Below are 24950 nucleotides of genomic sequence, written 5' to 3'. Positions count from 1 at the left end.
ATGGTTCGTACGCGTGTCGAGCGAGGGGAGTCTACTCCCGTCCGCCCCCCTTACGACTGTCCGTCAGGGTCGCGCCGCGCCCCGGGACCTCGACGGTGCCCACGGTCCGCTCGTGGGCGCCGGTGACGCGGCGTGGTCACGGGCGGGCCGCGGTGGCGAGTCGGGCGAGGTCGACCTCGACGCGGGTGTCGTGCTTGTCGGCCAGCCAGCGGTCGATGTCCAGAAGCCACCACCGGCGCACGTGCACCACGTAGAAGCGGCGCGGCCCGTCACCGGTGAACTCCGGCTCCGGGAGGAGCCAGGCCGCGCGGACCTCCGGGTCGGGATGGTTCAGCTCGTAGTACACCTGTCGGTGCCACGGGACCTCGGCGGCCGGCACCGCCTCGCAGCGGCCGGTGAACTGGGCGCCGTCCAGTCCGAATCCGGGGGTGCCGAGCAGGTGGACCGAGCCGGCGATGTCGGGCCGCGCGTCGATGTTGCGGGAGTGGCGGGACCGGTGGAGGGAGTAGTAGAGGAGACGGAGCGGGTCGCGGAGGGCGACGAAGTTCACGGTGGAGGCCCAGGGACCGTCCTCGCCGACGGTGGCGAGGGTGGTGAAGCGTCCGTGGTCCAGCAGGTGCGTGCTGCGGGCGACGTGGTCGGCGTACTCGGAACCGGTGGTCACGGTGCTCACGGCGGTCACCGACTCGGCGGGGTGGGGCCGCTGCCCATCGCCACCGGCGGGTCGTTGAGCAGGGCGGCCTCGGCGAGCCGCCACCAGTGGCTCTGCTCGGTGCGGCGCTGCTCCCAGGCGCGGTCGCGGCCGCGGGCGGAGACCTGTCGGCGGTAGGTGCCCCAGGCGGCCTCGTCGGCGAAGGTGACGAGGTGTTCGAGGGCGTGCACATGGGTGCCGACGGTCCGCACGTACCAGCGGGTGGCCAGCACGGTGTCGAGTCCTTCGTAGAACCACTTCTCGCGTTCGGCGGCCCAGGCCCAGAACCCGGCCGGGTCCGCCTCGGCGGCCTCCGTCAGCTCGAGCCGGTAGTGGAGGTGGAGCATGGTCGTTTCCTTCCCTCGATCGGGATCCTCGGGTCGGGATTGTCGGGTCGGGATTCCCGGTTCAGGGTTCCCGGTTCAGGGTTCCCGGTTCAGGGCAGCGGTGAGTCCCAGCAGGCCCACTCCGGCCCCATGGCCAGGGGGTGGGTCCGGGCCAGCTCCCGCCAGCGACCGGCGGCGGCGATGTTGTGCTCGCGCTGACGGGCGGGAGTGCAGACGGCACCGTGCACCGGGAGGACCACGGCGGCGAGCGGGGTGAGGCGGGCACCGCGGCGCACCTTGACGTCCCACGCGGAGATCGCCGTCCGGTAGCGCCGGAAGCCGCACTCCGCGGCGTAGTCGAGCGGTGCGTGGTAGGTCAGCAGGAAGTACTCGTTCGTGGGCGCGGTCCGCGCGTAGTCGTAGCCGAAGTAGCGGGCGTACAGCCGGTCCCCGTGCTCGTAGCAAACGGTGGCGGCCACCAGCTCGGTCCCGCGCAGGCCCAGGAACGCCACGGCGTCGTCGAGCAGACCGGTGGCGCGCTGGGCGTTCAGGGCGTCGAGCACCACCTGCGGCCCTCCGGAACCGCCGTGCCGGGCACGGTTCTGGGCAATCAGGTACGCGATGCGGGCGACGATGTCCTCGGTCGGCCGGACGGTCTTGATGACCGTTCCGGTGCGCTGGAAGGCGCGCATCTCGCTCCTGCGCCGGGTGCGGCTGTGCTGGTCGGCGCGGGCCGTCAGCTCGCCGGCGCCGCCGGGCGGTACGGGCAGGTACGTGTCGGCCGAGTGCAGCAGGGCGCGGGCGCGCGGGTGGGCGGCCGCCAGCTCCAGGGCGTCGGCGCCGGCGAGGTAGGGCATCACGACTCCGTCGGCGCCCCGGTCGGCGGCGAGGTCCAGCGCGCGGTTGAGGAGTGCCCTCAGGACAGGGCGCCGCTGCGGTCCGCGGACGCACACCAGTTCGTTGCAGACCGCGCGCCGGGTGCCGAGCCAGAGGTGCTCGCCGCGGCCGGCGACCGTACCCGGCAGACTGCCGGGCAGGATGCCGGACAGGGAGAACATCGCGTCCTCGCCGCCCTCGCCGGGCCAGGTCGGCAGCACGCCGAGCAGGTCGCCGGAGACGGAGGCCGTGACGACCGGATCCGCGCCGGAGGCCAGGTGGGTGGAACGCACCCAACGGTGGCTGCCGTAGAAGTTGTCGGCCCCGACCAGGCGCTCCCAGGCGGCGGCGTCGATGCCGTGGGCATCGGGGAGGACCCGGGTGGCGATCGCCCCCGCGGTCGACGTGCGGAGCGCGTTCACGGGGTGGACGGGCGAGGAACGGACGTGTCGCGGGCGGCCGTACCGGGGGTGGACGGGCCCTTGACGCACGTGATCAGCGAAGCGTGCGGCGAGCGCAGGTACGGCTCCCAGAAGCTCGCGCCGTGCTCGCGCATCCCCTGGTCCGAGACCCGGAACGGGGGCCAGCCGATGTCGGTGAAGCCCACCTCGGTCAGCGCGCGCTCGAGCGCCCGCCGGCTCCAGTACCGGGCCGTGATCGTCTCCTGGTAGGGACCGAACTCCAGCTCCAGGGTCACCTTCGAGGCGTCGAACCGCGGCTCGGCGTCGAACAGTCGAAGCCCGTAACGCCGGTAGTACTCGCGCCCGCCGTCGTAGTCGGGGTTGACCGGCAGGGTGACGAACCGGCCGCCGGGCTTCAGCGCCCGCGCCGCCAGGCCGCACAACTCCACCAGTTCCGCGTACTGTTCGGCGTAGGGCAGGACGTAGACGCCGAGCGCGGCGTCGAAGGTCCCCTCGAGGGCGGACGGCAGGGTGCGGACGTACTCGATACCCCGCCGGTCCGCGGGTTCCTGTGCTCTCGCGTAGGAGAGCATGCCTTCCGAGACGTCCTGACCCATCACCAGGTCCGCCCCCTGCGCCTTCAGCAGGCGCGAATAGAGGCCGGTACCGCACCCGATGTCCAGAACGCGTTCACCTCGGACGCGGCCCAGGGCCGCCAGTACGCTGTGGGATTCCAGGTCCTTCCGCCACGGCAGGGCGAACATGTCCTCGTACATCTGCGCCAGGCCGTCGAATTGACTGCTCATGTCGCCTCATTTGATTCTTGGTCCGTGCTGTCGGTCGGGCATGCCGCGGCAGGGCCGAGGGGCAGGGTCTCCCTGACCTGGTCCGTTCCGCGCGCATGGGGGCCGCCACGAAGTGACGGGCATGGGAACGATCTGCGGAGGAGAGTCCGTGGGCGGGGCTCGATCCGTCACCGCCGGACGACTGCGACTCTCGCGCTAGAGGTTATTCCCGGGCAGCCGGATATGGCCAGACCCGCGACCCGGATATTTCCAATTCATACAATAGGCTTGTAATTTCCCACGAGGTCGATCCCGGCACGCCCGCCACACCGGCACTGCCGTGTCCCCGCCGTCCCCGCCGTCCCCCTACTGCGGGCTGATCCGGGTTCCGCCGTCCAGTACGCCCCCCACCTGGACGCTGCCCCGGGCCGGGCGTTCCACGGCCAGGGTGTGGTCCGGTACCGGCCGGTCGACCGACCAGTCCGGGCCCTTGGCGGTGAGCCGGGCGACCCGCCGGCTGCCCGCCGCCAACAGGAACTCGGTGCCCTGCGGGGAACGCCACCAGGTCCAGCCCATGGTGTCCTGCTCGAACCGGCTGCACGACCGGCCCGGACCGCCGCCGGTACGCTGCGGCCCCGGGGCGGCGGGCAGCAGGACGGCGGTGGCGGCGCTGCCCTCGCCCGTCCAGCGGTCGGCGCGCAGGCAGACCCAGGACGCCGAGCCCGCGTTCTGCGGCAGCGGCTGCACCGCGAACGCCCACAGGTTGAGCTGCTTGACACCGGGCGTGCCGTCCGGGGCCGCGCAGCCCGCCCGGGCCCAGGCCTGCAGCGCGTCCGGGCCGGTCGCCTCGCGCGGCGCGCGCGCCGGCTGGCTCCGGTCCGGGGGCGGCGTGTAGGTGAGGTGGGCCGGGACGAGCCCACCGAGGTCGGCCAGCAGGAAGGCGTGCTTCTCCGCGATGAGGGAGGAGGAGCGGAGCTGGAGCACGGTGGCTCCCCGGCAGTCCGTCGGCGCGCCGCCCGGTGCCGCCGGGGTGAGGCCCCCGGGATGCTCGAGGGGGCGGGCGGCGGTGTCGGGCCGGTCGATCCGGCGGGTCTCGGCGGTCTCCACCCAGGGGGCCAGCAGGTAGCGCACGGAGTCGCCCTGACGGTGCAGCACCACCGCTCCGGCCGTCGTCACGTCCGAGTCGTCGGCGCGCGCGAGGTCGAGGCCGCCGCCGGGCCCGTCGGTGTAGCGGGCCAGCCGCTGCCCGTCGTACAGCAGGACCACGGCGGCGCCGTCCACCGTGCCGGCGTAGAGCAGCCGGGGCGCGGCGAGCGGCGGCGCGGTGTCGGTGCCCGGTTCGGCGCGGGTCCGCGGGCCGGGGCGCTCCCAGGCGGTCAGCGCGCGGCCGAGCAGCGCGGCGTCGTCGGTGCGGTCGCCGCGGGCCGGCCAGGCGGTGAAGTCGACCCGCGCCGTGTGCTGCCAGAGGTCCGCGGGCGCCCGGACCAGTCCCGCCGGAACGGCCCCGGCGTCGACGGGTGGTGGAGGCGCCGGCCTGGTGGTGGTGGAGGAGGAGGTCGTCGCGGTCGGGCCGGTGCCGACGAGCGCGACGGCCGCGGCGGTCAGGCCCAGCGCACCGGCCAACAACCCGGCGGTCAGCGCCCGGCGGCGACGCAGCAGGTCGGCGGGCTGGACCCGGACGGCGCACGGGTCGAAGGCGGACAGGTCGACGGCGGACAGGTCGAAGACCGACAGGTCCGGCGCCGTCCCCGCACCGGCACCGGCCGCCGCGTCGAGCGCCCGTTGGACCTGCCCGACCCCGGCGTGCCGCAGGACCTCGGCGGCCTCCGCGACGGAGAGGTCCTCCAGGGCGCGGAGCGCGAACGCGGCCCGGGCCGGCGCGTCGAGCGCCGCGAGCGCCTGCTCCAGCGCGGTGTCCTGCTCACCACCGTGCGGGGTGAACAGCCGCAGGCCCCAGACCCGGGGCGCCAGCGGCCGGCGGGCGGGGCGGGGGCGCAGCACGTCGCGCAGCACCCGCAGGCGCAGTGCGGCGTACACGGGGTCCTCGTCGGCCGGAGCCGGGTCGGCCCGGCGCGTCCAGCGGGAGGGCAGGGCACGCTGGGCGGCCGCGTGGGCGGCGATGACGCGGCTGTGCCGGTCCCGGTCGGCGGGCAGCACGAGGTACGCGAGCCGGACCAGCCTGCGGTAGTGGCGCACCAGGGCCGCCTCGGCCTGGAGCAGCGGGCGGGCGGCGGCCCCCCGGGCGGGCGCCGCCAGGTCCATCGTCCGTCCTGCCAACGGGCCCTCCCCGGATTCGTCGGTGCTGTCGTGGCGGACGGTCCAACGAGTCGATCATGTGATGGTTGCGCCGTCCGGGGGGGGTCGGCACCGGTCCGGGCCGGCGCCTGCCCGGGGCGCCCGCCCGACCGCTCCCCGAATTCGGGGGAGGCAGCGCTTTCAGGGGAGGTAGCGCTCCAGGGCCCGCGCGCCCTCCTTCTCGATCAGCAGCCGCGCCCGCTCCAGGCGCTCGGGAGTCGGCTCACGGCCACTGGCCATCACCAGGTCCTCCGCGTCGAACGGCCGCTCCGACCCCGTGAACAGCTGGACCGACCGCTGGGTCCCCTGCTCCGGACCGGATCCCGGGTCTCCATCCATCGCACACCTCCTGGACAACTCGCTCGAACCTCCATCCTGGTCCTCCCCCGCCCGTACCGCACCCCGACGGGCGCCTTCGACCGGGACGGCGGCGCGTTCCGGGGGAGGTCGGAGGAGGAGATCGGGAACGGCGCTGCCGCTTCGTGCTCCCCGTGCCTTGCCGGACCTGCGGACCCGGGGCCGCCCTCCCGGAGGACTTCGGGGGCGCACCGGGGCGGCCTGACGGGACGACAACTCGCCCTGCCCGGAGCCGATCCTGGCCGTAAGCACGGAGCCACGGGCGGGCGCGACGTCCGGCAGTCGTCAATGCGCCGTTGTGCCTGAAGACGAGCGCGAAGTGCTCCGGTTCGGCGGGGGCGGCGGCGTGGTCGATCTCTGTTGACTGTCCCCACGCCGCGAGTTGCACACGGACGATCGCGGCCCGGAAACCGTAGTCACCAGGGGGAACCGGCAAGTATGCGCACGATCACGAAACGGTCGCGGGGGTAGCGGCTGTCATGACCGGAACAATGAAGGACGGCCGCGCGGCCGGGCCCGACCTCGTCGGCATCGGCATCGGGCCCGCCAATCTGGGGCTGTCCGCCCTCCTCGATCCCCAACCCGCCCTCACCGCAAGGTTCTTCGAACGAAGGAGCCGCTTCGCCTGGCACGACGGGGCGATGCTCCCGGCGGCGGCCCTCCAGGTGCCGCCGCTGAAGGACCTGGTCACCCTCGTCGATCCGACCTCCCGCTTCTCCTTCCTCAACTTCCTCGCCGAACAGGGCCGCCTCTACCGGCACTTGATCGCCTCGCGGAGCGGAACACCGCGCGAGGAGTTCGAGCAGTACTACCGCTGGGCCGCCGACCTGATGCCCCAGCTCACCTTCGGCACCGAGATCACCGAAGTCCGCGCCGAGGAGAACGGGTTCAGCGTCCACGACGCCACCGGCACCGTCACGAGGACCCGCAACCTCGTCCTCGGCAGCGGCCGCCGACCGCACGTGCCGCGCTGCGTCACCGCCCGCGGGGCACGCGTCCTGCACGCCGCCGAGATCATGCACCGGCGCCCCGAGACCCTCGGCAAGCGTGTGGCCGTCATCGGCGGAGGCCAGTCCGGCGCCGAGATCGTGCACTGGCTCCTCGGCGACAAGGACGTGCTGCCCTCCTTCCTCGTGTGGTCGACCCGGCGCGACGGCTTCCTGCCGCTGGACGACTCCGCCTTCAGCAACGAGTGGTACTTCCCCGGCTACGTACGGCACTTCACGCGCCTTTCCGCGAAACGCCGCGCCGACCTGCTGCGCACGCAGCGCCTGACGAGCGACGGCGTGTCGGCGGACCTCCTCGACGCGATCCACGCGCAGCTCTACCGCCTCGACGCCCTGCGGCCCGGACAGTGCGCCTACCGCCTGAGCCCGGGGCAGGAGCTGCTCGCCGTCGACGGCGGGGCCGACGACGCACCGATCGACGTCGTCACCCGGGACATCGACACCGACAGCGTCCACCGCGAACACGTGGACGTCGTCGTCCTGGCGACCGGGTACCGCAACCACACCCCCGCCTACCTGGAGCCCCTGCGCGAGCTGATCCCGCTCGACGAGGACGGCGCCTTCCGCGTCCGGGCGGACTACTCCGTCCAGCTCGACGGCCCGCCCGGCTGCCGGATCTTCGTCCAGGGCGCCGCCGGCCACACCCACGGCGTGGCCGACGCCAACCTCAGCCTGATGGCCTGGCGCAACGCCGTGATCGCGAACGCCGTCGCCGGGCGCGCCCTCTACCGCACGGACCGGGACAGCAGCACCGTCACCTGGTCCCCCGCGCCGGCCCCGCACACCACCAGCCCCCAGGAGAGGACCGCCCGTGTCTGACGTACCCGCCCACCCCGGCGGCCCCGTGGGCTGCCTCGCGCCGGTCCCCGGGCCGGACGGTATCGTGCTGCGCGAGCACGATCTGACCGGCATCCCGGCCCCGTTCTCCTCCTCGGTGTTCGTCCTGCCGCCCGGCGCCGTGACCGACCCCGACGTCCACGACGTGCTGGAGACCTGGTTCGTCGCGGCCGGCCAGGGACACGTGGAGTACGGCGGAGCCACCCGTCCGGTGGCCACCGGCGACTGCTTCCACTTCGCCGGACGGCGCCCGCACCGCGTGCGCAACACCGGAACCACCGCGCTGACCGTCTTCTCCGTGTGGTGGTCGGCGTGAACACCGTCCTGGTCCTGGGCGGGGCCGCACCCGCCGACGCCGGGCACGGCCGCGACCTGAGCCTGCGCGCGCTGACGCAGTTCAAGGCCCGCGGCAGCCGCGTCGTCGTCACCGACACCGCCGCCGCCCTCGCCGCCGCCCCCGAGTACGCCGCGCTCGCGGACGAGACCCACGTCCTCGACCACACCGACCCCATGGCCTGCGTGCGGTGGGCGCTGGCCCGACGGGCGCACCACCCGGTGGACGCGGTGACGGGCTTCCGCGAGTACTCCGTCGTCGCGGTCGCGGAGGTGGCCGCCGCACTCCGGCTGTCCGGCAACCGGCCCGAACTCGTCCGCACCGTACGCACCAAGGACCTGTGCCGGCGCGCGCTGCGCGATCTCGGCTTCCGCCAGCCCGCCACCGCCCTGTGCTCGACCCCGCAGGACGTCGCGGACTTCCTCACCCGCCACGGCGGCCCCGTGGTGGTCAAGCCGCGCGACGCGGCGGGCAGCGAGGGCGTCGTACGGGTGGACGCGCCGGACGGGGCGGCCCGGGCCTTCGAGCGGGCGCGGGCCGGCGCGGGCCCCGGCCCGGTGCTCGTCGAGGAGTTCGTGACCGGCCCCGAGTACAGCGTGGAGGGCCTCTTCACCGGTGGCATCCCCCACGCGCTGGCCGTCACCCGCAAGATCCTCGCCCCCGGCACCTTCGTCGAGGCCGGACACGTCACACCCGTCGAACTCCCCGACGGACGCCACCGGGACATCGCCCTCGAGGCCACCCAGGCCCTGGAGGCCCTCGGGCTGAGGTACGGGATCTTCCACGTCGAATGCTGGCTCACCGCCGAGGGCCCGGTCCTCGGCGAGGTGCACGTGCGGCCGGGCGGGGACTGGCTCCACGCGATGGTCGAGTGGTCCCACCCCGGGTTCGAGCTCCTCGGCGGCCTCCACGACGACCTGCTCGGACTCCCGGTCACGCTGCCCACCCGCCCGGCACGCGGCGCGGCCGTCCGCTTCGTCCTGCCCGAGCCGGGTCTCGTCACCGCCGTGGAGGGCTGGGACGCGCTCTCGGCCGACCAGCGGCTCATCCACGCCGAGCTGGCGGTGACGCCCGGGAACGTCGTCGCTCCCCCGCGGTCCTCCGCCGACCGGGCCGGAACCGTCTGCCTGGGCGCCGACAGCGCCCGGGCCGCGGCGGACGGCGTCGAGGCGCTGCTCGCGGGCCTGAAAGTGCACACCGCCCCCCGGCGGGCGGACGGGGACGAAGCGGCCCGGTACGACGCCGCCCCGCACGACACCGCCCCGCACGACGCCGTCCGCACCGCGGACGCCCCCGACCACAAGGACCCCCGATGACCAGCACACCGCCCGCCGCCACCGTGGCGCGGATCGCCGAGGAATGGGACTCGTACCAGGAGGTCCCCGCCATCGACGAGGCCTACGCCGAAACCCTCGGCGACCAGTTCGCGGGCCAGTTCAGCGGCGCCACCCCGCGCTACCTGGAAGACCTGGCCGCCCGCCTCGGCTGGAACCCGCACACACGGGTCCTGGACGCCGGCTGCGGTACCGGCGGCCTCACCGCCGCGCTCTCCGCCCGCACCGGCTGCACGGCGGTGGGCCTGGACGCCAGCCCGGCCGCGGTACGCGTCGCACGCACCCGCCTGGCGGGCCGCCCGGAGGCCGCCCGCGTCAGCTACGCCGTCGGCGACATGGGAGACCCGGCCCTTCCGCCCGGCTCCTTCGACGCCGTGCTCGCGATCGGCTCCGGGTACTGGTCCGACCCCGCCACCACCGTCGGGAACTGGCGGACCCTGCTGCGCGGCGAGCGGCCCGCGGTGGTCGTCGTGATCAGCCGCATCCTGCGCCCCCAGACCCCGTACGACGTCGAACTGACCTTGCAGGAAGGGCTGTTCGCACCGCACCCGAACTGGGAGACGGCACTGCTCGCAGCCGGCTTCGAGATCGAGGTGCGGGACCTCACCGAACCGGACGCCCAGTGCGTGGAGCGCCTGTACGCGGCGCTCGCCCGCCGACTGCCCGCGCTGCGCGCTCAGCTGGGCGACGCACCCGGCGAACGGTACCTGGCCGAGGTGCAGGTGCTGCGGGACGAGCACCGGGCGGGCCGGATGCGGCGTACGGAGATCGTGGCGAGGCTCGGCGGACAGCCATGACACCCCCCGGGCCCGCAGCACCCGCCCGCGCGAGCGGCGAGGCGGCGGACCTGGCGGTCGTCGGCGCGGGGATCGTCGGCGCGGCCATCGCCTTCGGCGCACTCACCGACCGCCCCGGCAGCCGCATCCTCGTGCTCGACCAGGGGGCGAGGAACACCGCCACCGAGCGCTCGCTTGGCGTGCTCGCCCCCTGGGCCGCCACACCGGGCCAGCGGGCCCTGCTGGAGCGCGGCACGGCCAGGTTCCACGACCCGCGCCTGCACGCGCTCGTCCGCCCGCACCTGCGCCGCGTGCCCGTCCTCGTGGTCGCCGGCGCCCCCACCCTGGAACGGCTCGCCCGATGCACGGTGGGGGCCACCATGGGACCCGCCTCCCCCGGGACGGTGCGGGCCGCCCGGGACGCCTGCGGCGAACTGCTCCTGCGACCCGGCGACGGCCTCGCGACCGTCCACGGCGGCATCGCGGTCGTCGACACCGCCGCCGCGGCCGCCGCCCTGATCGGCGCGGTCGTCGACGCGGGCGGCCACCTGCGCACCGGCGCCGGCGCCCGCGTGACACGGATCGACACCGCGCGTCCCGGCCCGCAACGGCTGCTGCTGTCCGACGGATCGAGCGTCACCGCGCGCAGGTCCGCACTGGCGACCGGCCCGTGGCCCAGTCCGACGATCGGGTCCGGGACGCGGACCGACCGGGGCGAGCAGACCCCGTGGCGCACCAAGCGGATGGCGGCGCTGCGCATCGACCGGGAGCTGCCCGCCGGCGCGCCGATGGTCTGCTTCCCCGACGACGACCTGTTCCTCCTGCCCGCCCCCGGCGGTAGCGGCGGGGCTTCCGGGCGCGCCCCCGCAGCGGGTGGAGCGTGGGTGAGCTTCCGCAGCGAGCAGTGGGACGTCACGGCCGACGGCGGCCCCGACACCTTCGGCCCGCACACCCTCGACGAGGGGCTCGCCGTCCTGGGCCGCCGGCTGCCGGGGCTGCTGGCGGCGGCGCATGCGGGACGGGCGGGCGTCGACGGCTACACCCCCGACCGCACGCCGCTCACCGACCTCCCGGCCCCGGGCGTCGCACGGGCCTCGGCCGCGTCCGGCGCCGGTGCCCGCCTGTGCTGGGGCATCGCGGACCGGGTGCTCGAACTCCTCGCCCCGTGAACGACGCCGTGAACGACACCGTGAACGACGCGGAGCCCCGCCCCCGCCTCCTCCCCCTCCGCCCGCACCTCCGTCCCTTCCGCCCGACCGACGTACGGACCGCGCATGACCGATCACCTGATTCTGGCCGCCCTGCCCACCCCCAACGGTGAACTCCACCTCGGACACCTCGGCGGCCCCTTCCTGGCCGCCGACGCGCTCGCCCGCCACCTGCGTGCGGAGGGCCACCGCGTCACCACCGTCTCGGCCACCGACGGCCGGGAGTCCTACGTCCTGGACGCCGCCCGCCGGGAGGGCCGCACCCCCGAGGCCACCGCCCGCGACTACCACGCCCGCATCGAGGCGGCACTGACCGCGACCCACTGCCGGCCCGACGTCCTCCTCGACGTCCACGACGAAACGGCGGAGGCGGACCACCGCGGCTGGCACCACACCCTCGCCGAACGCCTCGCCGAACGCGGCCGGATCGAGGTCCACCGCGAACGCCTGCTGTCCGACGCCGGCACGGGTGAGGAACTCGTCGCCTGCTGGCTCGCCGGACGCTGTCCCGCATGCGGGGAGGAGGTGGCCGGATACACCTGCGAGGCGTGCGGCATGTGGTTCCAGCCCACCGACGTGCGCGAACCCCGCCCCCGCCACCCGCGCGAGCGCGTCACCGCGACCGACACCGCCTCGGCGTTCCTGCGCCTGGACCCAGCGGCCCTCCTCGCCATGGCACGCGAACGGCGCGTCCCCGGCGACTACCTGGACCTCGTTCGCGGCTACCTCGAACTCAACGGACCCCGCTGGCGGCTGTCGCACCCGCTCGGCTGGGGCGTCCCCTGGACCACCCCCGCTCCCCTGGCCCCCCGGCAGGTCCACTCGACCTACGCCCTCGGCACCACCGCGATGTTCCTGCTGGCCGGCCGGGAGCACGCCCGGGCGCACGGTCTGCCCGACAACCCCCTGCTCGCGGGCGGGCCGCACCGGCCGCGCTTCACCCTGTGCTTCGGCATGGACGGAGCGCTCCCCCTGCTGATGCAACTCGCCGTCCAGGAAGCCACCGGGCTGCCGTGCGCCCCGGACGAGTACCGCTTCAACCGGTTCATGACCCTCGACGGGCAGAAGTTCTCCACCAGCCGCAACCACGTCGTCCGGGTGCTGGACTACGTGGCGGCCGGGCTGGACACCGACGCGCTCCGCTTCCACCTCGCCCGGCTCAGCCCCGGGGAGAAGCCCACCGACTTCTCCCCGGAGGTCTTCGCCGACGACATCACGCAGACCCTGGCCGGACGGCTCTCACGACTGCTCGACGCGTGCGAGGCCGGCACCCCGGCCCCGCACACCCGCGCCGCGAGCGCCCCGGCCTCCGTCCATCGCCTCTTCGAGGACACCGCGGCCCGGCACCGCGAGGCGCTGCGCACCGGTGACCTCGCCCAGGCCGCCGCCGCGGTGGACGACTGGCTGGCCCTGGCCCCCGACGCCGTCGAGGCGACGGGCGCCACCCGCGTCCTCGCCGTCCTGGCGGCCCTCGCCGCCCCCCTCATGCCCCGCTGGGCCGGCCTGGTCCAGGAGCGACTGCGGCTGCCCGACACACCGTCACTCGCGGCGGCCGGCCGGCTGCTGTCCTCGGACACGCTCCACCTCCCCGACCCCGCCCCCGGTTCGCTGCCCCGCTTCGCTCCCGTCGACGCGGCCGAGGTCCGGGCGCTGACCCGCCGCACCGCCTGACCGCTCCCTGTCCCGCCCGCGCCCCGTCCACCCACGTGCCGTGCCGCCCACGCCCACGCCCACCAGACCCGCCCGGAGTACGCATGCCGTCCGTCCTGTTCGTCAACACCCGCAGGTCCCCCCTGGAGGTCAACGCCACCGCCCTGGCCGCCCACCGACTCGGGTTCGAGGTCCTCGTCCTGGCGGACCGTCAGCCGCCGTTCGCCGGTGAACTCGTCGCCGAGACCCGCATCGTGGACACCTTCGACACCGCCGCCGCACGCGAGGCCGCGCTCGAGCTGGTGCGGCGCCACGACGTCCGGGGCGTCCTCACCTGGGGCGACCGCGACGTCGAATTCGTCGCCGGACTCACCACTGAACTCGGCCTGCCCGGCCTTCCGCCCGCGGCCGCCCGCACCGTACGGAACAAGTTCCTCACCCGCGAGGCCCTCGCCGCCGCCGGCCGCCCGGACCTCATGCCCCGCTACGCGCTCGTCCACGACGAGGAGTCCCTGGGCCGCGCCGCGGCCCACGTCGGCTACCCCGCCGTCCTCAAGCCCACCGGCGCCTCCGGCAGCCGCGGCATCCACCGCGTCCACGGACCGGACGACCTGGCCACCGAGTACGGGCTGCTGCGGAGCTTCACCCGTCCGGAGCGCGACCCGATCTTCCGGGCCAGGCCCGGCGAGCTCATCTACGAGGAGTTGCTCGGCGGGACGGAGCACAGCGTCGAGGGGCTCGTCGTCGGCGACGAGATCCGCATCGTCGGCATCACCGACAAGTGGGTCGCGGCCCCCTACTCCGTCGAATACCTGCAGATCCATCCGACAGCCCTCGACCGGGGACAGCAGGACGCCGTCGAGGAACTGGCCGCGCGGACCGTACGCGCCGCCGGGATGCGCGACTGCGCCTTCCACCTGGAATGCCGGCTGCTGCCCGACGGAACCGCCCGGCTCCTGGAGATCGCGGGCCGGATCGGCGGCGGGTACATCACCTCCCACCTGATCCCCCTCGCCACCGGGATCGACTTCTACGCCGCCGCGATCGCCGTCGCCACGGGCAACGCGCCCGACCTCGAGCGGCGCGGCGCGCTCCACGCGGGCTCCCGCCAGCTCATCAGCCCCCGCGCCGGCACCTTCACCGGGTTCACCGGGCTCAACACCGTCCTCGAGCTTCCCGGAGTCGAGCACGTGGCCCTCGACCAGGCCGTCGGCACCCGCGTGGCGCTGCCGCCCGAGGACTACATGAGCTGCGTCCTCGGCTCCGTCATCGCCCGCCGCGCGAGCCACTCCGCCGTGCACGAGGTCCTCCGGCAGGCGGCGCAGGCCGCCGCGCCCGCCTTCGCCGAACCGGGCCAGGAGCCGGAGCACGGCGAGAGCCACGGCCCGAGCCAGAGCGCGCCCGCCGCCCATGCCCGCTGACGCCGCAGGCGCCACGGCAGGTGGCACAGCGGCCGCCGCCGACCCCGCCGCCCCGCCCGGGGCCGGGAGCGCGGCGGCCGGGGCGGGGAGGGCGGCGCCCGGGGCCGGGAGCGCGGCGGCCGGGGCCGCCCTGCTCGCCCAGTGGACACTGGCCTGCTGCGCCGTCTGGGCCCTGCTCACCGTGCTGCCGCTGCACCTCACCCAGCGGCACCACGGCGCCGGCACGGTGGCGGCCCTGGTCACCGAGGCGGTCGTCAGCCTGCGCCTGATGCGGATCCTGGCGGGGCCCGCCCTGGGCAGGCTCCGCCCGCGCACCGCGATCACCGCCGCGCTGGGCCTCGGCGCGCTCGCGTTCGGCGCTCTCGCCGCGACCGGCGGCAGCGCCGTCGTCCTGGCGGCCGTCCTCCCGGTGCTCGGACTGGGGTTCGGCATGAACGCCATGGCCCTGAAGCTGATCGCCGCCGCCGCCCCGGACCGGCGTCGGGCAAGGGGCTTCGCCTCCCAGGCCGTCGCCGTCAACCTCGGCATGGCGCTGGGCCCGCTGGGCGGCGTCGCCCTCCAGCAGCGCTTCGGCACCGCCGCCTTCTGCGCAGCCGCGGCCTGCGTCCACGTGGTGGCGCTCGGCCTCGTCATGCTGGCGGGCCCGCCCGGGGAAGCTGCGGGGGCAGCCGTCGGTGCCGGGCGGACGCGGTGGAAGGCCCTGCTGCGGGAACCGGGGCCGAGAATGCCGCTCGCGCTCACCGCCCTCGGTTTCGTCCTGTACACCCAGCTCTTCGCGACACTTCCGCTGTATGCGAAGGAGGTGCTCGGCGCAGGGGGATCCCTGGGCACCGTGTTCCTCGTCAACGGCGTCCTGATCATCGCCCTGCAACTGCCGGTGACCCTGCTCGCCGGCCGCCTGGGCGTGCGGCCGACGACCCTGTGCGCCGTCGGTTTCGGGTGCTTCGCCGCGGCCTTCGCCTGCCTCGGCGCGGGACGGACCGTGGCATGGCTGTTCGCCGGGGTCGTCCTGGTCACCTTCGCCGAGATGCTGCTGATGCCCGCGCTCGATGTCCTCGTCGGCTCGGCCGGCTCCGCACGCCACCGTGCCGCCCACTTCTCCCTCGCCGCCCTCGCGACCGGGCTCGGCGAGGCGGTCGGCAGCTTCAGCGGCGTGCGGGTGGCCACCGCGGACGGGCTGGGCACCGCACGGCTGTACACCGCGCTCGCCGTACTCACCGCGGCCCTGCTCCTGGGGACCACGGCCGTCCGCCTCCTGCGGACCGCCCGGACCGCTGCGGCTGCGGCTGCCGCTGCGGGCCACGATCCCGGCGTTCCCGGTGACGGGTGAGGGGGCGGTCTGCACCATCCGTTGACGCCCGTACCGGAAAGCGCTTACCGTCACTCCCGCCCGGTGCGTGCGGCGCCGCCCGGGTGCTGCCGCGCCGACCCCCACGGCGCTCCGGCGGCCGTGCGCCGCAACGTCGCACCCGGCATGCCGCACGGTTGCGCCGTCCCACGGTCGCACCGGCGCAACGTCGCACCGTCGCACCCGGCAAGGAGCCCTCTTGATCCCCGAGCCGCACTCCGCCACCCGCCTCCCGCTCTCCCCCACCCGTCCCGCGCACGTCCCCGCCCTTCCCACGCACGTCCCCACCCGCACCCGCCTCCCGCTCTCCCGTCGACGGCTGCTCCAGGCATCCGCCGTCGCCCTGGCCGCCGCAGGCACCTGGTCCGCCCTCGGTGTGCCGACGGCCCGGGCCGCCGACCCGTACGACGAGCTGCGCCTGCGCTGGCGGGCGCTGCTGACCGGCACCGGCTTCGATCCGGCCGCCCAGCCGTTCAGCTCCGCCCTCACCGCCCTCGGCGACCGCGCCCGCACCCAGCAGGCGGCGATGGCACCGACAGGCGGCTCCCTCTGGCCGGACCTGCCGCTCGGCACCGTCTCCGGCAACATCACCGCCAGCTACCTGCGGCTGCGCACCATGGCGCTGGCCTGGGCCCAGCCGGGCACCGGCTCGACCGCGGACCCGGCGCTCGCCACCGCCGTCACCACCGGCCTCGACCACCTGCACGCGATCGCCTACACCCCCACCACGAGCAACTACAACAACTGGTGGGACTGGCAGATCGGCAGCCCGCAGGCCCTGCTCGACATCTGCGTCCTGGTCCACCCGCTGCTCGGCCCCACCCGGATCGCCGACTACTGCGCGGCCGTGGACCACTCGGTCCCCGACTCGAAGGTGGCCGCCTACACCGGCACCTCCACCGGCGCGAACCGGGTCGACCTCTGCCGCGTGCTCGCGCTGCGCGGGGTGATCGGCCGGAACTCCCCCAAGCTGGCCCTGGCCTCCTCCGCGCTCTCCCCCGTCTTCCCGTACGTGCTCACCGGCGACGGCCTCTACCCGGACGGCTCGTTCGTGCAGCACACCTGGGTGCCGTACACCGGCTCGTACGGCGAGGTGCTGCTCGGCGGGCTGAGCAAGCTGTTCGGGCTGCTCGCCGGCTCCACCTGGGCCGTGACCGACCCGCAGCGGCAGACCGTGTTCGACGCGGTGGACTCCGCGTTCGCACCGTTCCTCTACAACGGCCTGGTGATGGACTCGGTGAGCGGCCGGGCGCCCAGCCGGGGACTGCAGAGCGGCGACCCGCTGCACCTGCAGCAGGACGACCACGGTCGCGGACACACGATCATCGGGCACATCCTGCGGCTCGCCGACTCCGGTGCGGCGCCGGCCGCGCAGTCGGCGGCGTGGCGGGCGGCGGTCAAGGGCTGGATCACCCGCGACACCTACCGCCCGTACCTCACCAACGCCGCCGTGGACGTCCCCGAACTCGCCCGCGCCCAGGCGCTGGTGAACGACTCCGGCACCGGACCGGCCGCCGAGCCGGTCGGCGCACGGCTCTTCGCGATGGACCGGGCGGTCGTCCGCCGGCCCGGCTGGGCGGCCTCGCTGGCCATGTGCTCGGCCCGCACCACCTTCTACGAGACCGGCAACGGCGAGAACCTGCGCGGCTGGCACACCAACAACGGCCTGCTCGCGTGGTGGGGTTCGACCTTCGGCAACGGCCAGTACTCGGACGCCTTCTGGCCGACCGTGAACCCGTACCGGCTGCCGGGGACCACCGTCTCCACCAAGCCCCTGGCGGACGCGGCGGGCGGCACCTGGGGAGCGGCCCGCCCGGACAACACCTGGGCGGGCGGCGCCTGCGACGGCACCTACGCGGCCGCCGGGCAGGCCGTGCGCGGCCTCTCCTCGACGCTGAGCGGCGTCAAGTCCTGGTTCGTACTCGACGATTCGATCGTCTGCCTGGGCGCGGGGATCACCTGCGCGGACGGCGTGCCGGTGGAGACCGTGGTCGACAACCGCAACCTCGGCCAGACCGGCCAGCACGCCCTCACCGTGGACGGCACGGCGCAGCCGACCACCCTCGGCTGGTCCCGGCGCTTCACCGGGGCCCGCTGGGCGGCGATCGCCGGATTCGGCGCCTACCTCTTCCCCGGCGGCGCGACGGTCGACGCGCTGCGCGAGGCCCGCACCGGCAGCTGGCACGACATCAACACCGGCGGCACCGGCGAGACGCTGACCCGCCGCTACCTGACGCTCTGGTTCGACCACGGCACCGACCCGGCCGCCGCCGGCTACTCCTACCTGCTGATGCCGGGCGCGGACGCCACGGCGGCGGCGGCCCGCTCGACCGCGCCGACCGTCACCGTCCTGGCCAACTCCGCCTCCGTGCAGGCGATCACCGACAGCGCCTCCGGCGTCACCGCCGCCAACTTCTTCGCCGCCGGCACCACCGGTCCGGTCACCGTGTCGGCACCCGCCTCCGTCCTGGTCCGCGAGTCGAGCGACACCATGACCGTCACCGTGGCGGACCCGGGGCGCACCGCCTCCACCGTCCAGGTCACCGTCGCCCGGCCGGGCTACCGGACGGCCGATCCCGCCCCGGGCGTCACCGTCCTCACCACCGGCGACTCGGTGACCCTGCTGGTCGAGCTGGGCGGCACCCAGGGCGCGAGCCGTACCGTGACCCTGCGCACCACCGGCACCGCGCCCGCACCGGCCACCGCGACCCGGCTGGCGCCGACCCAGGACGCCTACGTCCGGGACGGCTCGTACGGCGACACCAACTACGGGACGGCGACCACGCTCACCGTGAAGAACACCGACTCCAGCGGCAGCGGCTTCAGCCGGCGGGCGCTGCTGGGCTTCGACACCTCGAGCGTGGGCGGGACGGTCCGCCGGGCGGTGCTCTGGGTGCGCGGGGCGGTGGCCGACTCCGGCGGCACCGAGACCTCGCTCCAGGCCTTCGCCACCACCGGGGGCGGCTGGACGGAGACCGCGGTGACCTGGAACCGGTCCCCCGCCCCCACCACGGCGCTCGGCACCGGCCGGATCTCCACCGCCGCGGACTGGGTCGGCCTGGACGTCACCGCCGCCGTCGCCACCGGCGGCACGGTGACCCTCGCGGTCTGGCAGCCGCTCGGCGCGGTCGGGCTGGCGGTCAACCTGAACAGCAGGGAGAACGCCGCCTTCCGGCCCCACCTGGAGCTGATCACCTCCTGATCGCCTCCTGAGCACCCTGCGGGCGCCCGCGGGTCTGCGGGCGCCTCGGCGCCTCGAGTCTGCGGGTGGCGCGCCGGCGCGCCGGTGTCCCGGCCGGACAGCGTGTGCGGGTACACCTGTTCGGCCGGGACACCGGCTGTCCGCCGATGGCCTGTCGGCAATCAACTCCCGCCCCTACACTGCGAGTCCGACCGGCCGCCGACCAGAACGGCGGACCGGCGGGGACGACCGGGAGTTGGGGCGGATGAGCGACATTGGACTGAGAGTTCCGCACGAGTACCGGGTGGCGTCGAACCGGGTCGGGGGGCTCGCGTTCACCATCCTGCTGCTGTCCTTCGGGGCGCTGCTGCCGATCTGGAAGGACAAGGAGTTCGCCCCGTCCACCAAGGCGATCGGTTCCCTGCTGGTGATCGGCTTCTGCCTGCTGGTGATCGTCGGCGCCGCCCGCGCCGGCACGCTGCTCACCGCCGAAGGGATCACCGTCCGCGGGATCGTGCGCCGCCGGAAGCTGCGCTGGGCCGAGATCGCCCGCTTCGCCAAGGCCGCCAACCCGAACGCGCACGCCAAGGGCGCACCCAAGTTCCTCACCTACGCGTTCCGCGCCGACGGCCGCAAGATCCACCTCCCCTACATCGACGACAAGCACGTCCTGGTGGACCGTGAGGTGGAACGGCTGAACGCGCTGCTGGCCGAGCGCCGCGGCGACACCGACTGACCTCCGAGCAGGCCCGGCGTCGTTCGCTCAGCGCGCCGGTGCCTCCCGGTCGGGGGCGGACGGCAGGGTCCTGAGGCGGCGGACCGGCGAGAGCACGAGGCCGATGACGACGGCGGCGGAACCGGCCGCGGCAACGGTCAGGGCTCCTCGGGCCCCGAGTTGGCCGGTGAGCAGGCCGGCGGACAGGCCTCCCAGGGAGCCGCCGCCGAACAGCAGGGTCCGGAACGCGGCGGTCATCCTGCCCATCATCGACTGCGGCGTCATCGCCTGGCGCAGGCCGACGATGACGACACCGGCCACGCCGAGGCCCAGGTAGGTGGCGAAGAAGGACAGGACGAACATCCCGATCATCACCGGTCGCGGCCCGGTGGCGGTGGGGACGAGCGAGGGTCCGAGCAGCAGTACGGACTGGGCAACCAGGTAGACCTTGCCGAGCGGGAACCGGTCGATCACCTTCCGCGAGATCAGCGCGCCGATCAGGCCGCCGACGGAGGCGGTCGCGAAGACCGCGCCGATCGTCTCCGAGCCGAGGTGGAGGTCGTGGTTGCCGTAGAGCAGGAACATCGTCCACACCGTGACCATGGAGAAGTTGCAGCAGAATCCGATCAGCGCGAGCGACCGGAGCACGCCGTCGCGCATCACCCAGCCCATGCCGTCCCTGAGTTCGCGCCACAGGTGCCGCTCGGCGACCGGTTCCGGGCGCGGCTCGGTGGTACGGATCAGCAGCAGCGAGACGACGGACACCGCGTAGGAGCAGGCGTTGGCGAGCAGGGCCACCGGCGCGCCCACCGCCGACACCAGGACGCCCCCGAGCCCGGGCCCGGCGATGTCGGCGGCGGAGGAACTGGTGCTCAGCCGGGCACTGGCCTCGACGTAGTACTCAGGGCTCTTGACCAGTACCGGCACGTACGACATCCAGCTGACGTCGAACACCACCGACGCGATGCCGACCGTGCAGGCGATCGCCATCAGCAGGGGCAGGTCGAGCGCGTCGCACCAGTACAGCACCGGTATCAGGGCGAGCAGGACCAGTCTGACCAGGTTCGCGCCGAGCATGACCGGCCGCCTCCGGTACCGGTCCGCCCAGACGCCGATCACCAGTGCGAGCCCGAGGTAGGGGGCCAGTTGCAGGAAGCGCAGCAGCCCGACCTGTTCGTCGGTCGCGCCGAACGCGCCGATGGCGGTCAGCGGCAGCGCGAGGCCGGTCACCTGGGTGCCGAGCAGGGAGAGTGTCTCTCCCACCCAGAACCGCGAGAAGTCGGCGTTGTGCCAGAGGCTCCGGCGCGGTGCGGCCGCGGTGTCCGTGGCGTCCGCGGTGTCTGTGGTGGCCGTGGCGTCCGTGGCGTCCGTGCTGTCCGTGGCGACCGGCACGGTCGAGGTCCGGATCATCGGACGCTCCCGGCGAGCTCTGCGACCGCGCCCGCCACCGTGTCGACCTCGTCCTCGGTGTTGTAGTAGTGCGGCGACAACCGCAGGCACCACGACACCTCCTTGTCGGCGAAGTCGAACTGTGCGAACTCCCGGTAGCTGAGCGCGGAGTTGATACCGCGGGCGTCCAGTGCTTCCTTGAACGGCTCGGCCTCCCACCCCTCGATCGCGAACGTCACCAGCGCGGCCGGGTCCGGCCCGCCGTCCAGGGTGCGGAGGCCGGGCACCGCCGCGAGCTGCTCGCGCAACCGTCCGGCCAGGGCCGGGGTGCGCCGGGCGATCGGTTCGAGGCCGACCCGCAGCGCGTAGCGGACGGCGGCGGCGCAGCCGAGCACGGTGGCGTAGGGGAACTCCCACTCCTCGAACCGGGCCGCGGTGGCGACCGGACGGTAGTGGCCGGGGGCGACCCAGCGTGCGCCGTGCATGTCGATGTGCAGCGGCTCGTACCCGGCGGCGAGGGCCCGGTCGGAGACGTAGAGGAAGCCCGAACCGCGGGGCCCGCGCAGGAACTTCCGGCAGGTGGCGGTGAGCAGGTCGCAGCCGATCCGGTCGACGTCGACGGGATACTGCCCGACCGACTGGCAGGCGTCGACCAGGTACAGCAGGTCGAGTTCGCGGCAGTGCCGGCCGACCTCGGCGACCGGCTGCACCAGGCCGGAGTTGGTGGGCACGTGCGTGACGGCGACCAGGCGCGGGCGGTGGGCGCGCATCAGCACGGCCATGGCGTCGACGTCGACGCCGCCGCCGTCCGGGAGGTCGGGGGCGTGCACGATGCGGACACCGTGGCGCCTGCGCAGGGAGAGGAAGGCGATCTGGTTGGAGACGAAGTCGTTGCGGGTGGTGAGGATGACGTCCCCGGGGCGGAAGTCGATCGCGGAGAGGGCCTTGGTGTAGGCGTGGGTGGCGCTCGCGGCGAAGGCGATGTTGCCCGGGCGGGTGCCCAGGAGCTCGGCGAGCGAGGCGTGGAAGTCCTCGACCTCTGCGGCCCGGGCGGCGGACGCCTCGTACCCGCCGATGGTCGCCTCCAGTCGGAGGTGGTCGAGCATCGCCCCGAGCACCGGACGCGGCATCAGCCCGGCACCGGCGTTGTTGAAGTGGATCACGGCCTCACAACCGGGGGTGTCGGCCCGGATGGCGGTGAGGTCCAGGAGCGGTTCCGCACCGTGGTTGAAAGCGCTATTCTCATTCCTCATGAATAACGGTAGCAGTACCGAGGCCCTCGTGGCGATCCTCCGGAACGAGATCACCCGGCTCGCCCCGGGCGACCGCCTGCCCAGCAGCCGCGATCTGATCGCACGTCACGGGGTCGGACCGGTCACCGTCTCCCGGGCCATCGCGCTCCTGTCGGCCGAGGGAGCGGTCGTCACCCGGCCGGGGAGCGGGACCTACGTCGCCGCCCGCCGTCCGCGGACCGCCGGCGGCGAACCGGACACCTCCTGGCAGGCGGTCGCCCTGGCCGGCCGCCAGCCCCTTCCGGACCCCTCCGACGAGCGGTCCGCCGCGCCGGCGGCCGGCACCGTCGCCCTGTCCGGCGGCTACCTGCACGAGGACCTCCAGCCCACCCGGCTGCTCGGCGGCGCCCTCGCCCGGGCCGCCCGCCGCCCGGACGCCTGGCACCGCGCCCCGGCGGCCGGTCTGTCGACCCTGCGCACGGTCTTCGCCCGTCAGGCGGGCGGCGACGTCGGCCCCGAGGACGTTCTGGTGACCGGGGGCGGGCAGGGAGCGCTGTCCATGCTGTTCCGCGCCCTCGCGGCCCCCGGGGCCCCGGTCCTGGTCGAGTCACCGACGTACCCCGGCGCACTCGCCGCCGCCCGCGCCGCCGGACTGCGGCCGGTGCCCGTGCCGATGGACGACCAGGGCCTGCGCCCCGATCTGCTCGCCGACGCCTTCGCCATGACCGGCGCCCGGCTGCTCTACTGCCAGCCCACCTTCCACAACCCCACCGGCACCGTCCTCTCCCCCGAGCGGCGCCCTCGGATCGTCGACGTGGCACGCGCCGCCGGAGCCTTCCTGATCGAGGACGACTTCGCCCGGAACCTGGGCCACGGCCGTCCGGCGCCGCGCCCGCTGGTCGCCGACGACCGCGACGGCACCGTCGTCCACCTCACCTCGCTGACCAAGCCGGCCTCGCCCAGCCTGCGGATCGGCGCCGTCGTCGCCCGGGGCCCGGTCGTGCGGCGCCTGCTCGGGATGCGACGGGTCGACGACTTCTTCATCGCCCGCCCCCTCCAGGAGGCCGCGGTCGAACTGCTCAGCACCCCCGCCTGGGACCGCCACCTGCGCGGCCTGGCCGCAGCACTGCGGCACCGCTGCGCCGTCCTCGCCGATGCCCTCGCCCGCGAAGTGCCCGACTGGACGCTCTCGCAGCTGCCGGAAGGCGGCCTGCACCTGTGGCTCCGGCTTCCCCCCGGCCTCACGGAGGCGGCCGTCGCGGACGCCGCGGCGGCGCACCGGGTGACCGTCGACCCGGGCGGGCGCCACTTCCCGGCCGAACCACCCGCCGCCCATCTGCGTCTCGGCTTCGCCGCCGCGGCCGAACCCGCCGACCTCGTCGAAGCCGCCGCCCGCCTCGCCACCGCGGCCCGCCAGTGCACGCCGACACCCGGCTGACGCCGTGACCGCCCCGGCGCACTGCTCGCGCTGCTCGCCCCTTCCTGTCGGCCGACCTGCCGAACTCACCGGAGCAGGGCCGGAGGAGTCGCAGGGACGGACCGCGCCGAGGCGGCCCCGCATACCGAGGATCTGACATCCTGCGGATCATGAGTTACTGGGATCCGATACCTGCTGTCCGCCTCCTCATAGGCACACCCCACCCGCTGTGGCAGCACGGCATCGTGCGGCACGACTGGTCCGAGCCCGCGCCCGACGGCTGGGAGAACCGGGACTGGCGGAACGTCCCGGGCCCCTTCTACACGGCCGGCACCGACAACTGCCTCACCGGCAGGCAGTGCGCGCCGGAGCACGTCGCGTACGAGGACGAGTACTGCACCGAGTTCGTCTACCGTCAGCCGGTCGAGGCCGCCGGCGTGCACGAGTTGACCTGCGCCGGGGAGTGCGACCCTTTCGGCGCCTACGGAGGGGACGGCGACCGTCACTGGACCCCGGAACTGGTCCGGGACTGGTGGAGAGAGCGCGGAAGAGCACGGGAGTGGGCCCTGCGAGTGGGACGGGGCGAGTGGGCGACGTCCGAGAACCGAGCGTTCCGGGACGCCGCTACTGGGGCACGGGCGTACCTCGCCCACATCGAACACGGTCTTGGGGACTACCTTCGCGACTACATGTTCTGGCTCTCCGAAGGCCGTCCGGCCGCACCCGGTGAGCGCCTGCCGGAGCTCGACTCGTAGGTGCCGGAACGGAGGCCGCACCGAGTTGCGAAGCCGGCCCGACAGCTTGCTCCGCGTGCGTCTATCGTGTACTGCCGTGGGCTACGACCTGTACATCACGCGGCGTGAGAACCTGTGGGACGAAGAGGGCGAGGACATCGGCGCGGCGGAGTGGGAAGCGGCAGTCGCCGCAGACTCCGGAATTGTGGCGGTCCCGCTGCCGGAAGGCTGCCCGGAGAGGGTCGCCGAGCTTGTACCACTGCGGAACGGGGAGTCGTCCGGCGAGCCCTTGTGGTGGAGAGCGGGGCAGATCAAAGCCAAGAACCCGACGGATGCCATGGTCTCAACCATGTGCCGCTTGGCGAAGGCGCTGAATGCCCGGGTCCAGGGCGAGGACGGTGAGCACTACGACATGTGACGTGTGTTCACCGCAACACGTCATGTTCCGTACCGTCATCGGGGCCTTCCTGCCCCACCGTCCACCGCTGCACCTGCGGATCAGCGACTTCCAGATCGTGCACAGGGGCACGTCGACGGCCGACGGACCGCGGACGTCACCACGGGCACCCGATTCGGGGGTTGCCCGCTTCGTGCCCACCGGCCCCCATCCGGACCCACCCGTTCCGGCTCCGTCCT

21 protein-coding genes are annotated in these 24950 nt (G+C 74.4%); 13 read left to right on the top strand and 8 right to left on the bottom strand.

Annotated elements, in window-relative coordinates:
- Positions 1-136 precede the first annotated feature (136 nt).
- The 6 genes from BLU95_RS39400 to BLU95_RS39375 all read right to left on the bottom strand — a co-directional run bounded on the left by BLU95_RS39400 (position 137) and on the right by BLU95_RS39375 (position 5713).
- The gene (locus tag BLU95_RS39400) at positions 137-673 is read right to left on the bottom strand and encodes a pyridoxamine 5'-phosphate oxidase family protein (protein ID WP_197698678.1); all 537 of its coding nucleotides are present in this window, start codon (positions 671-673) and stop codon (positions 137-139) included.
- 5 nt (positions 674-678) lie between these two features.
- The gene (locus BLU95_RS39395) at positions 679-1038 is read right to left on the bottom strand and encodes a hypothetical protein (protein ID WP_093864252.1); all 360 of its coding nucleotides are present in this window, start codon (positions 1036-1038) and stop codon (positions 679-681) included.
- 89 nt (positions 1039-1127) lie between these two features.
- Positions 1128-2315, bottom strand: coding sequence for a GNAT family N-acetyltransferase (locus tag BLU95_RS39390; RefSeq protein ID WP_093864251.1), 1188 nt, complete (start codon positions 2313-2315; stop codon positions 1128-1130).
- Complete coding sequence (locus tag BLU95_RS39385) at positions 2312-3100, bottom strand: class I SAM-dependent methyltransferase (RefSeq protein ID WP_093864250.1); 789 nt, start codon at positions 3098-3100, stop codon at positions 2312-2314. Before BLU95_RS39385 ends, BLU95_RS39390 begins: the two co-directional genes overlap by 4 nt.
- 345 nt (positions 3101-3445) lie before the next feature.
- Positions 3446-5356, bottom strand: a complete 1911-nt coding sequence (locus tag BLU95_RS39380) for a sigma factor-like helix-turn-helix DNA-binding protein (RefSeq protein ID WP_231978125.1) — start codon at positions 5354-5356, stop codon at positions 3446-3448.
- Positions 5357-5515: 159 nt separating this feature from the next.
- Positions 5516-5713 (bottom strand): hypothetical protein, encoded by a 198-nt coding sequence (locus BLU95_RS39375; RefSeq protein ID WP_093864248.1) that lies wholly within the window; start codon positions 5711-5713, stop codon positions 5516-5518.
- 497 nt (positions 5714-6210) lie between these two features.
- Between BLU95_RS39375 and BLU95_RS39370 the strand changes: the two genes are divergently transcribed.
- From BLU95_RS39370 to BLU95_RS39325, 10 genes are all read left to right on the top strand, one after another.
- The gene (locus BLU95_RS39370; RefSeq protein WP_093864247.1) at positions 6211-7557 is read left to right on the top strand and encodes a lysine N(6)-hydroxylase/L-ornithine N(5)-oxygenase family protein; all 1347 of its coding nucleotides are present in this window, start codon (positions 6211-6213) and stop codon (positions 7555-7557) included.
- Positions 7550-7891 (top strand): cupin domain-containing protein, encoded by a 342-nt coding sequence (locus BLU95_RS39365; protein ID WP_093864246.1) that lies wholly within the window; start codon positions 7550-7552, stop codon positions 7889-7891. The genes BLU95_RS39370 and BLU95_RS39365 overlap by 8 nt, the downstream gene beginning before the upstream one ends.
- Positions 7888-9225 (top strand): ATP-grasp domain-containing protein, encoded by a 1338-nt coding sequence (locus BLU95_RS39360; RefSeq protein ID WP_159425215.1) that lies wholly within the window; start codon positions 7888-7890, stop codon positions 9223-9225. Before BLU95_RS39365 ends, BLU95_RS39360 begins: the two co-directional genes overlap by 4 nt.
- A complete protein-coding gene (locus BLU95_RS39355; protein ID WP_093864244.1) occupies positions 9222-10040 on the top strand; it encodes a class I SAM-dependent methyltransferase in 819 nt (272 codons plus the stop codon). The genes BLU95_RS39360 and BLU95_RS39355 overlap by 4 nt, the downstream gene beginning before the upstream one ends.
- Positions 10037-11188 carry an FAD-dependent oxidoreductase gene (locus tag BLU95_RS39350; protein WP_093864243.1) on the top strand — a complete coding sequence of 384 codons (1152 nt, stop codon included), beginning with the start codon at positions 10037-10039 and terminating at the stop codon, positions 11186-11188. The genes BLU95_RS39355 and BLU95_RS39350 overlap by 4 nt, the downstream gene beginning before the upstream one ends.
- A 105-nt stretch (positions 11189-11293) precedes the next feature.
- Positions 11294-12898 (top strand): class I tRNA ligase family protein, encoded by a 1605-nt coding sequence (locus BLU95_RS39345; protein WP_093864242.1) that lies wholly within the window; start codon positions 11294-11296, stop codon positions 12896-12898.
- A gap of 83 nt (positions 12899-12981) precedes the next feature.
- Positions 12982-14298: an ATP-grasp domain-containing protein gene (locus BLU95_RS39340; protein WP_093864241.1), complete on the top strand. Its 1317-nt coding sequence runs from the start codon at positions 12982-12984 to the stop codon at positions 14296-14298.
- Positions 14288-15628, top strand: coding sequence for an MFS transporter (locus BLU95_RS39335; RefSeq protein WP_093864240.1), 1341 nt, complete (start codon positions 14288-14290; stop codon positions 15626-15628). Before BLU95_RS39340 ends, BLU95_RS39335 begins: the two co-directional genes overlap by 11 nt.
- A gap of 217 nt (positions 15629-15845) precedes the next feature.
- Positions 15846-18848: a polysaccharide lyase family 8 super-sandwich domain-containing protein gene (locus tag BLU95_RS39330; RefSeq protein WP_197698677.1), complete on the top strand. Its 3003-nt coding sequence runs from the start codon at positions 15846-15848 to the stop codon at positions 18846-18848.
- A 244-nt stretch (positions 18849-19092) separates the two neighbouring features.
- Entirely contained in the window at positions 19093-19563 is a 471-nt protein-coding gene (locus BLU95_RS39325; protein ID WP_107452652.1) for a PH domain-containing protein, read from the top strand.
- 27 nt (positions 19564-19590) lie between these two features.
- Here the strand turns inward: BLU95_RS39325 and BLU95_RS39320 are convergent, their stop codons facing one another.
- Together BLU95_RS39320 and BLU95_RS39315 are read right to left on the bottom strand one after the other, a co-directional pair.
- Complete coding sequence (locus BLU95_RS39320) at positions 19591-20952, bottom strand: MFS transporter (RefSeq protein WP_093864238.1); 1362 nt, start codon at positions 20950-20952, stop codon at positions 19591-19593.
- Positions 20949-22184: an aminotransferase class V-fold PLP-dependent enzyme gene (locus BLU95_RS39315; RefSeq protein ID WP_093864237.1), complete on the bottom strand. Its 1236-nt coding sequence runs from the start codon at positions 22182-22184 to the stop codon at positions 20949-20951. The genes BLU95_RS39320 and BLU95_RS39315 overlap by 4 nt, the downstream gene beginning before the upstream one ends.
- Between BLU95_RS39315 and BLU95_RS39310 the strand changes: the two genes are divergently transcribed.
- The 3 genes from BLU95_RS39310 to BLU95_RS39300 all read left to right on the top strand — a co-directional run bounded on the left by BLU95_RS39310 (position 22183) and on the right by BLU95_RS39300 (position 24732).
- On the top strand, positions 22183-23601 hold the full coding sequence (locus tag BLU95_RS39310) for an aminotransferase-like domain-containing protein (RefSeq protein ID WP_093864236.1): 1419 nt from the start codon (positions 22183-22185) through the stop codon (positions 23599-23601). The genes BLU95_RS39315 and BLU95_RS39310 overlap by 2 nt on opposite strands.
- A 149-nt stretch (positions 23602-23750) precedes the next feature.
- Positions 23751-24335, top strand: a complete 585-nt coding sequence (locus BLU95_RS39305) for a hypothetical protein (RefSeq protein ID WP_093864235.1) — start codon at positions 23751-23753, stop codon at positions 24333-24335.
- Between the two features lie 76 nt (positions 24336-24411).
- Positions 24412-24732, top strand: coding sequence for a hypothetical protein (locus BLU95_RS39300; protein WP_093864234.1), 321 nt, complete (start codon positions 24412-24414; stop codon positions 24730-24732).
- The last annotated feature ends 218 nt before the right edge of the window (positions 24733-24950 follow it).

Source organism: Streptomyces sp. TLI_053, assembly GCF_900105395.1.
GTDB lineage: Bacteria > Actinomycetota > Actinomycetes > Streptomycetales > Streptomycetaceae > Kitasatospora.
The sequence above is the reverse complement of the archived record's forward strand: the minus strand, read 5'-3'. Positions and strand labels throughout refer to the sequence as shown.

Bases quoted from the DNA above. Each gene is read 5' to 3' on its own strand.
- BLU95_RS39305 (WP_093864235.1), top strand. From the start codon at position 23,751: ATGAGTTACTGGGATCCGATACCTGCTGTCCGCCTCCTCATAGGCACA.
- BLU95_RS39320 (WP_093864238.1), bottom strand. From the start codon at position 20,952: ATGATCCGGACCTCGACCGTGCCGGTCGCCACGGACAGCACGGACGCC.
- BLU95_RS39395 (WP_093864252.1), bottom strand. From the start codon at position 1,038: ATGCTCCACCTCCACTACCGGCTCGAGCTGACGGAGGCCGCCGAGGCG.
- BLU95_RS39315 (WP_093864237.1), bottom strand. From the start codon at position 22,184: ATGAGGAATGAGAATAGCGCTTTCAACCACGGTGCGGAACCGCTCCTG.
- BLU95_RS39375 (WP_093864248.1), bottom strand. From the start codon at position 5,713: ATGGATGGAGACCCGGGATCCGGTCCGGAGCAGGGGACCCAGCGGTCG.
- BLU95_RS39370 (WP_093864247.1), top strand. From the start codon at position 6,211: ATGACCGGAACAATGAAGGACGGCCGCGCGGCCGGGCCCGACCTCGTC.
- BLU95_RS39385 (WP_093864250.1), bottom strand. From the start codon at position 3,100: ATGAGCAGTCAATTCGACGGCCTGGCGCAGATGTACGAGGACATGTTC.
- BLU95_RS39345 (WP_093864242.1), top strand. From the start codon at position 11,294: ATGACCGATCACCTGATTCTGGCCGCCCTGCCCACCCCCAACGGTGAA.
- BLU95_RS39325 (WP_107452652.1), top strand. From the start codon at position 19,093: ATGAGCGACATTGGACTGAGAGTTCCGCACGAGTACCGGGTGGCGTCG.
- BLU95_RS39350 (WP_093864243.1), top strand. From the start codon at position 10,037: ATGACACCCCCCGGGCCCGCAGCACCCGCCCGCGCGAGCGGCGAGGCG.
- BLU95_RS39310 (WP_093864236.1), top strand. From the start codon at position 22,183: ATGAATAACGGTAGCAGTACCGAGGCCCTCGTGGCGATCCTCCGGAAC.
- BLU95_RS39355 (WP_093864244.1), top strand. From the start codon at position 9,222: ATGACCAGCACACCGCCCGCCGCCACCGTGGCGCGGATCGCCGAGGAA.
- BLU95_RS39340 (WP_093864241.1), top strand. From the start codon at position 12,982: ATGCCGTCCGTCCTGTTCGTCAACACCCGCAGGTCCCCCCTGGAGGTC.
- BLU95_RS39335 (WP_093864240.1), top strand. From the start codon at position 14,288: ATGCCCGCTGACGCCGCAGGCGCCACGGCAGGTGGCACAGCGGCCGCC.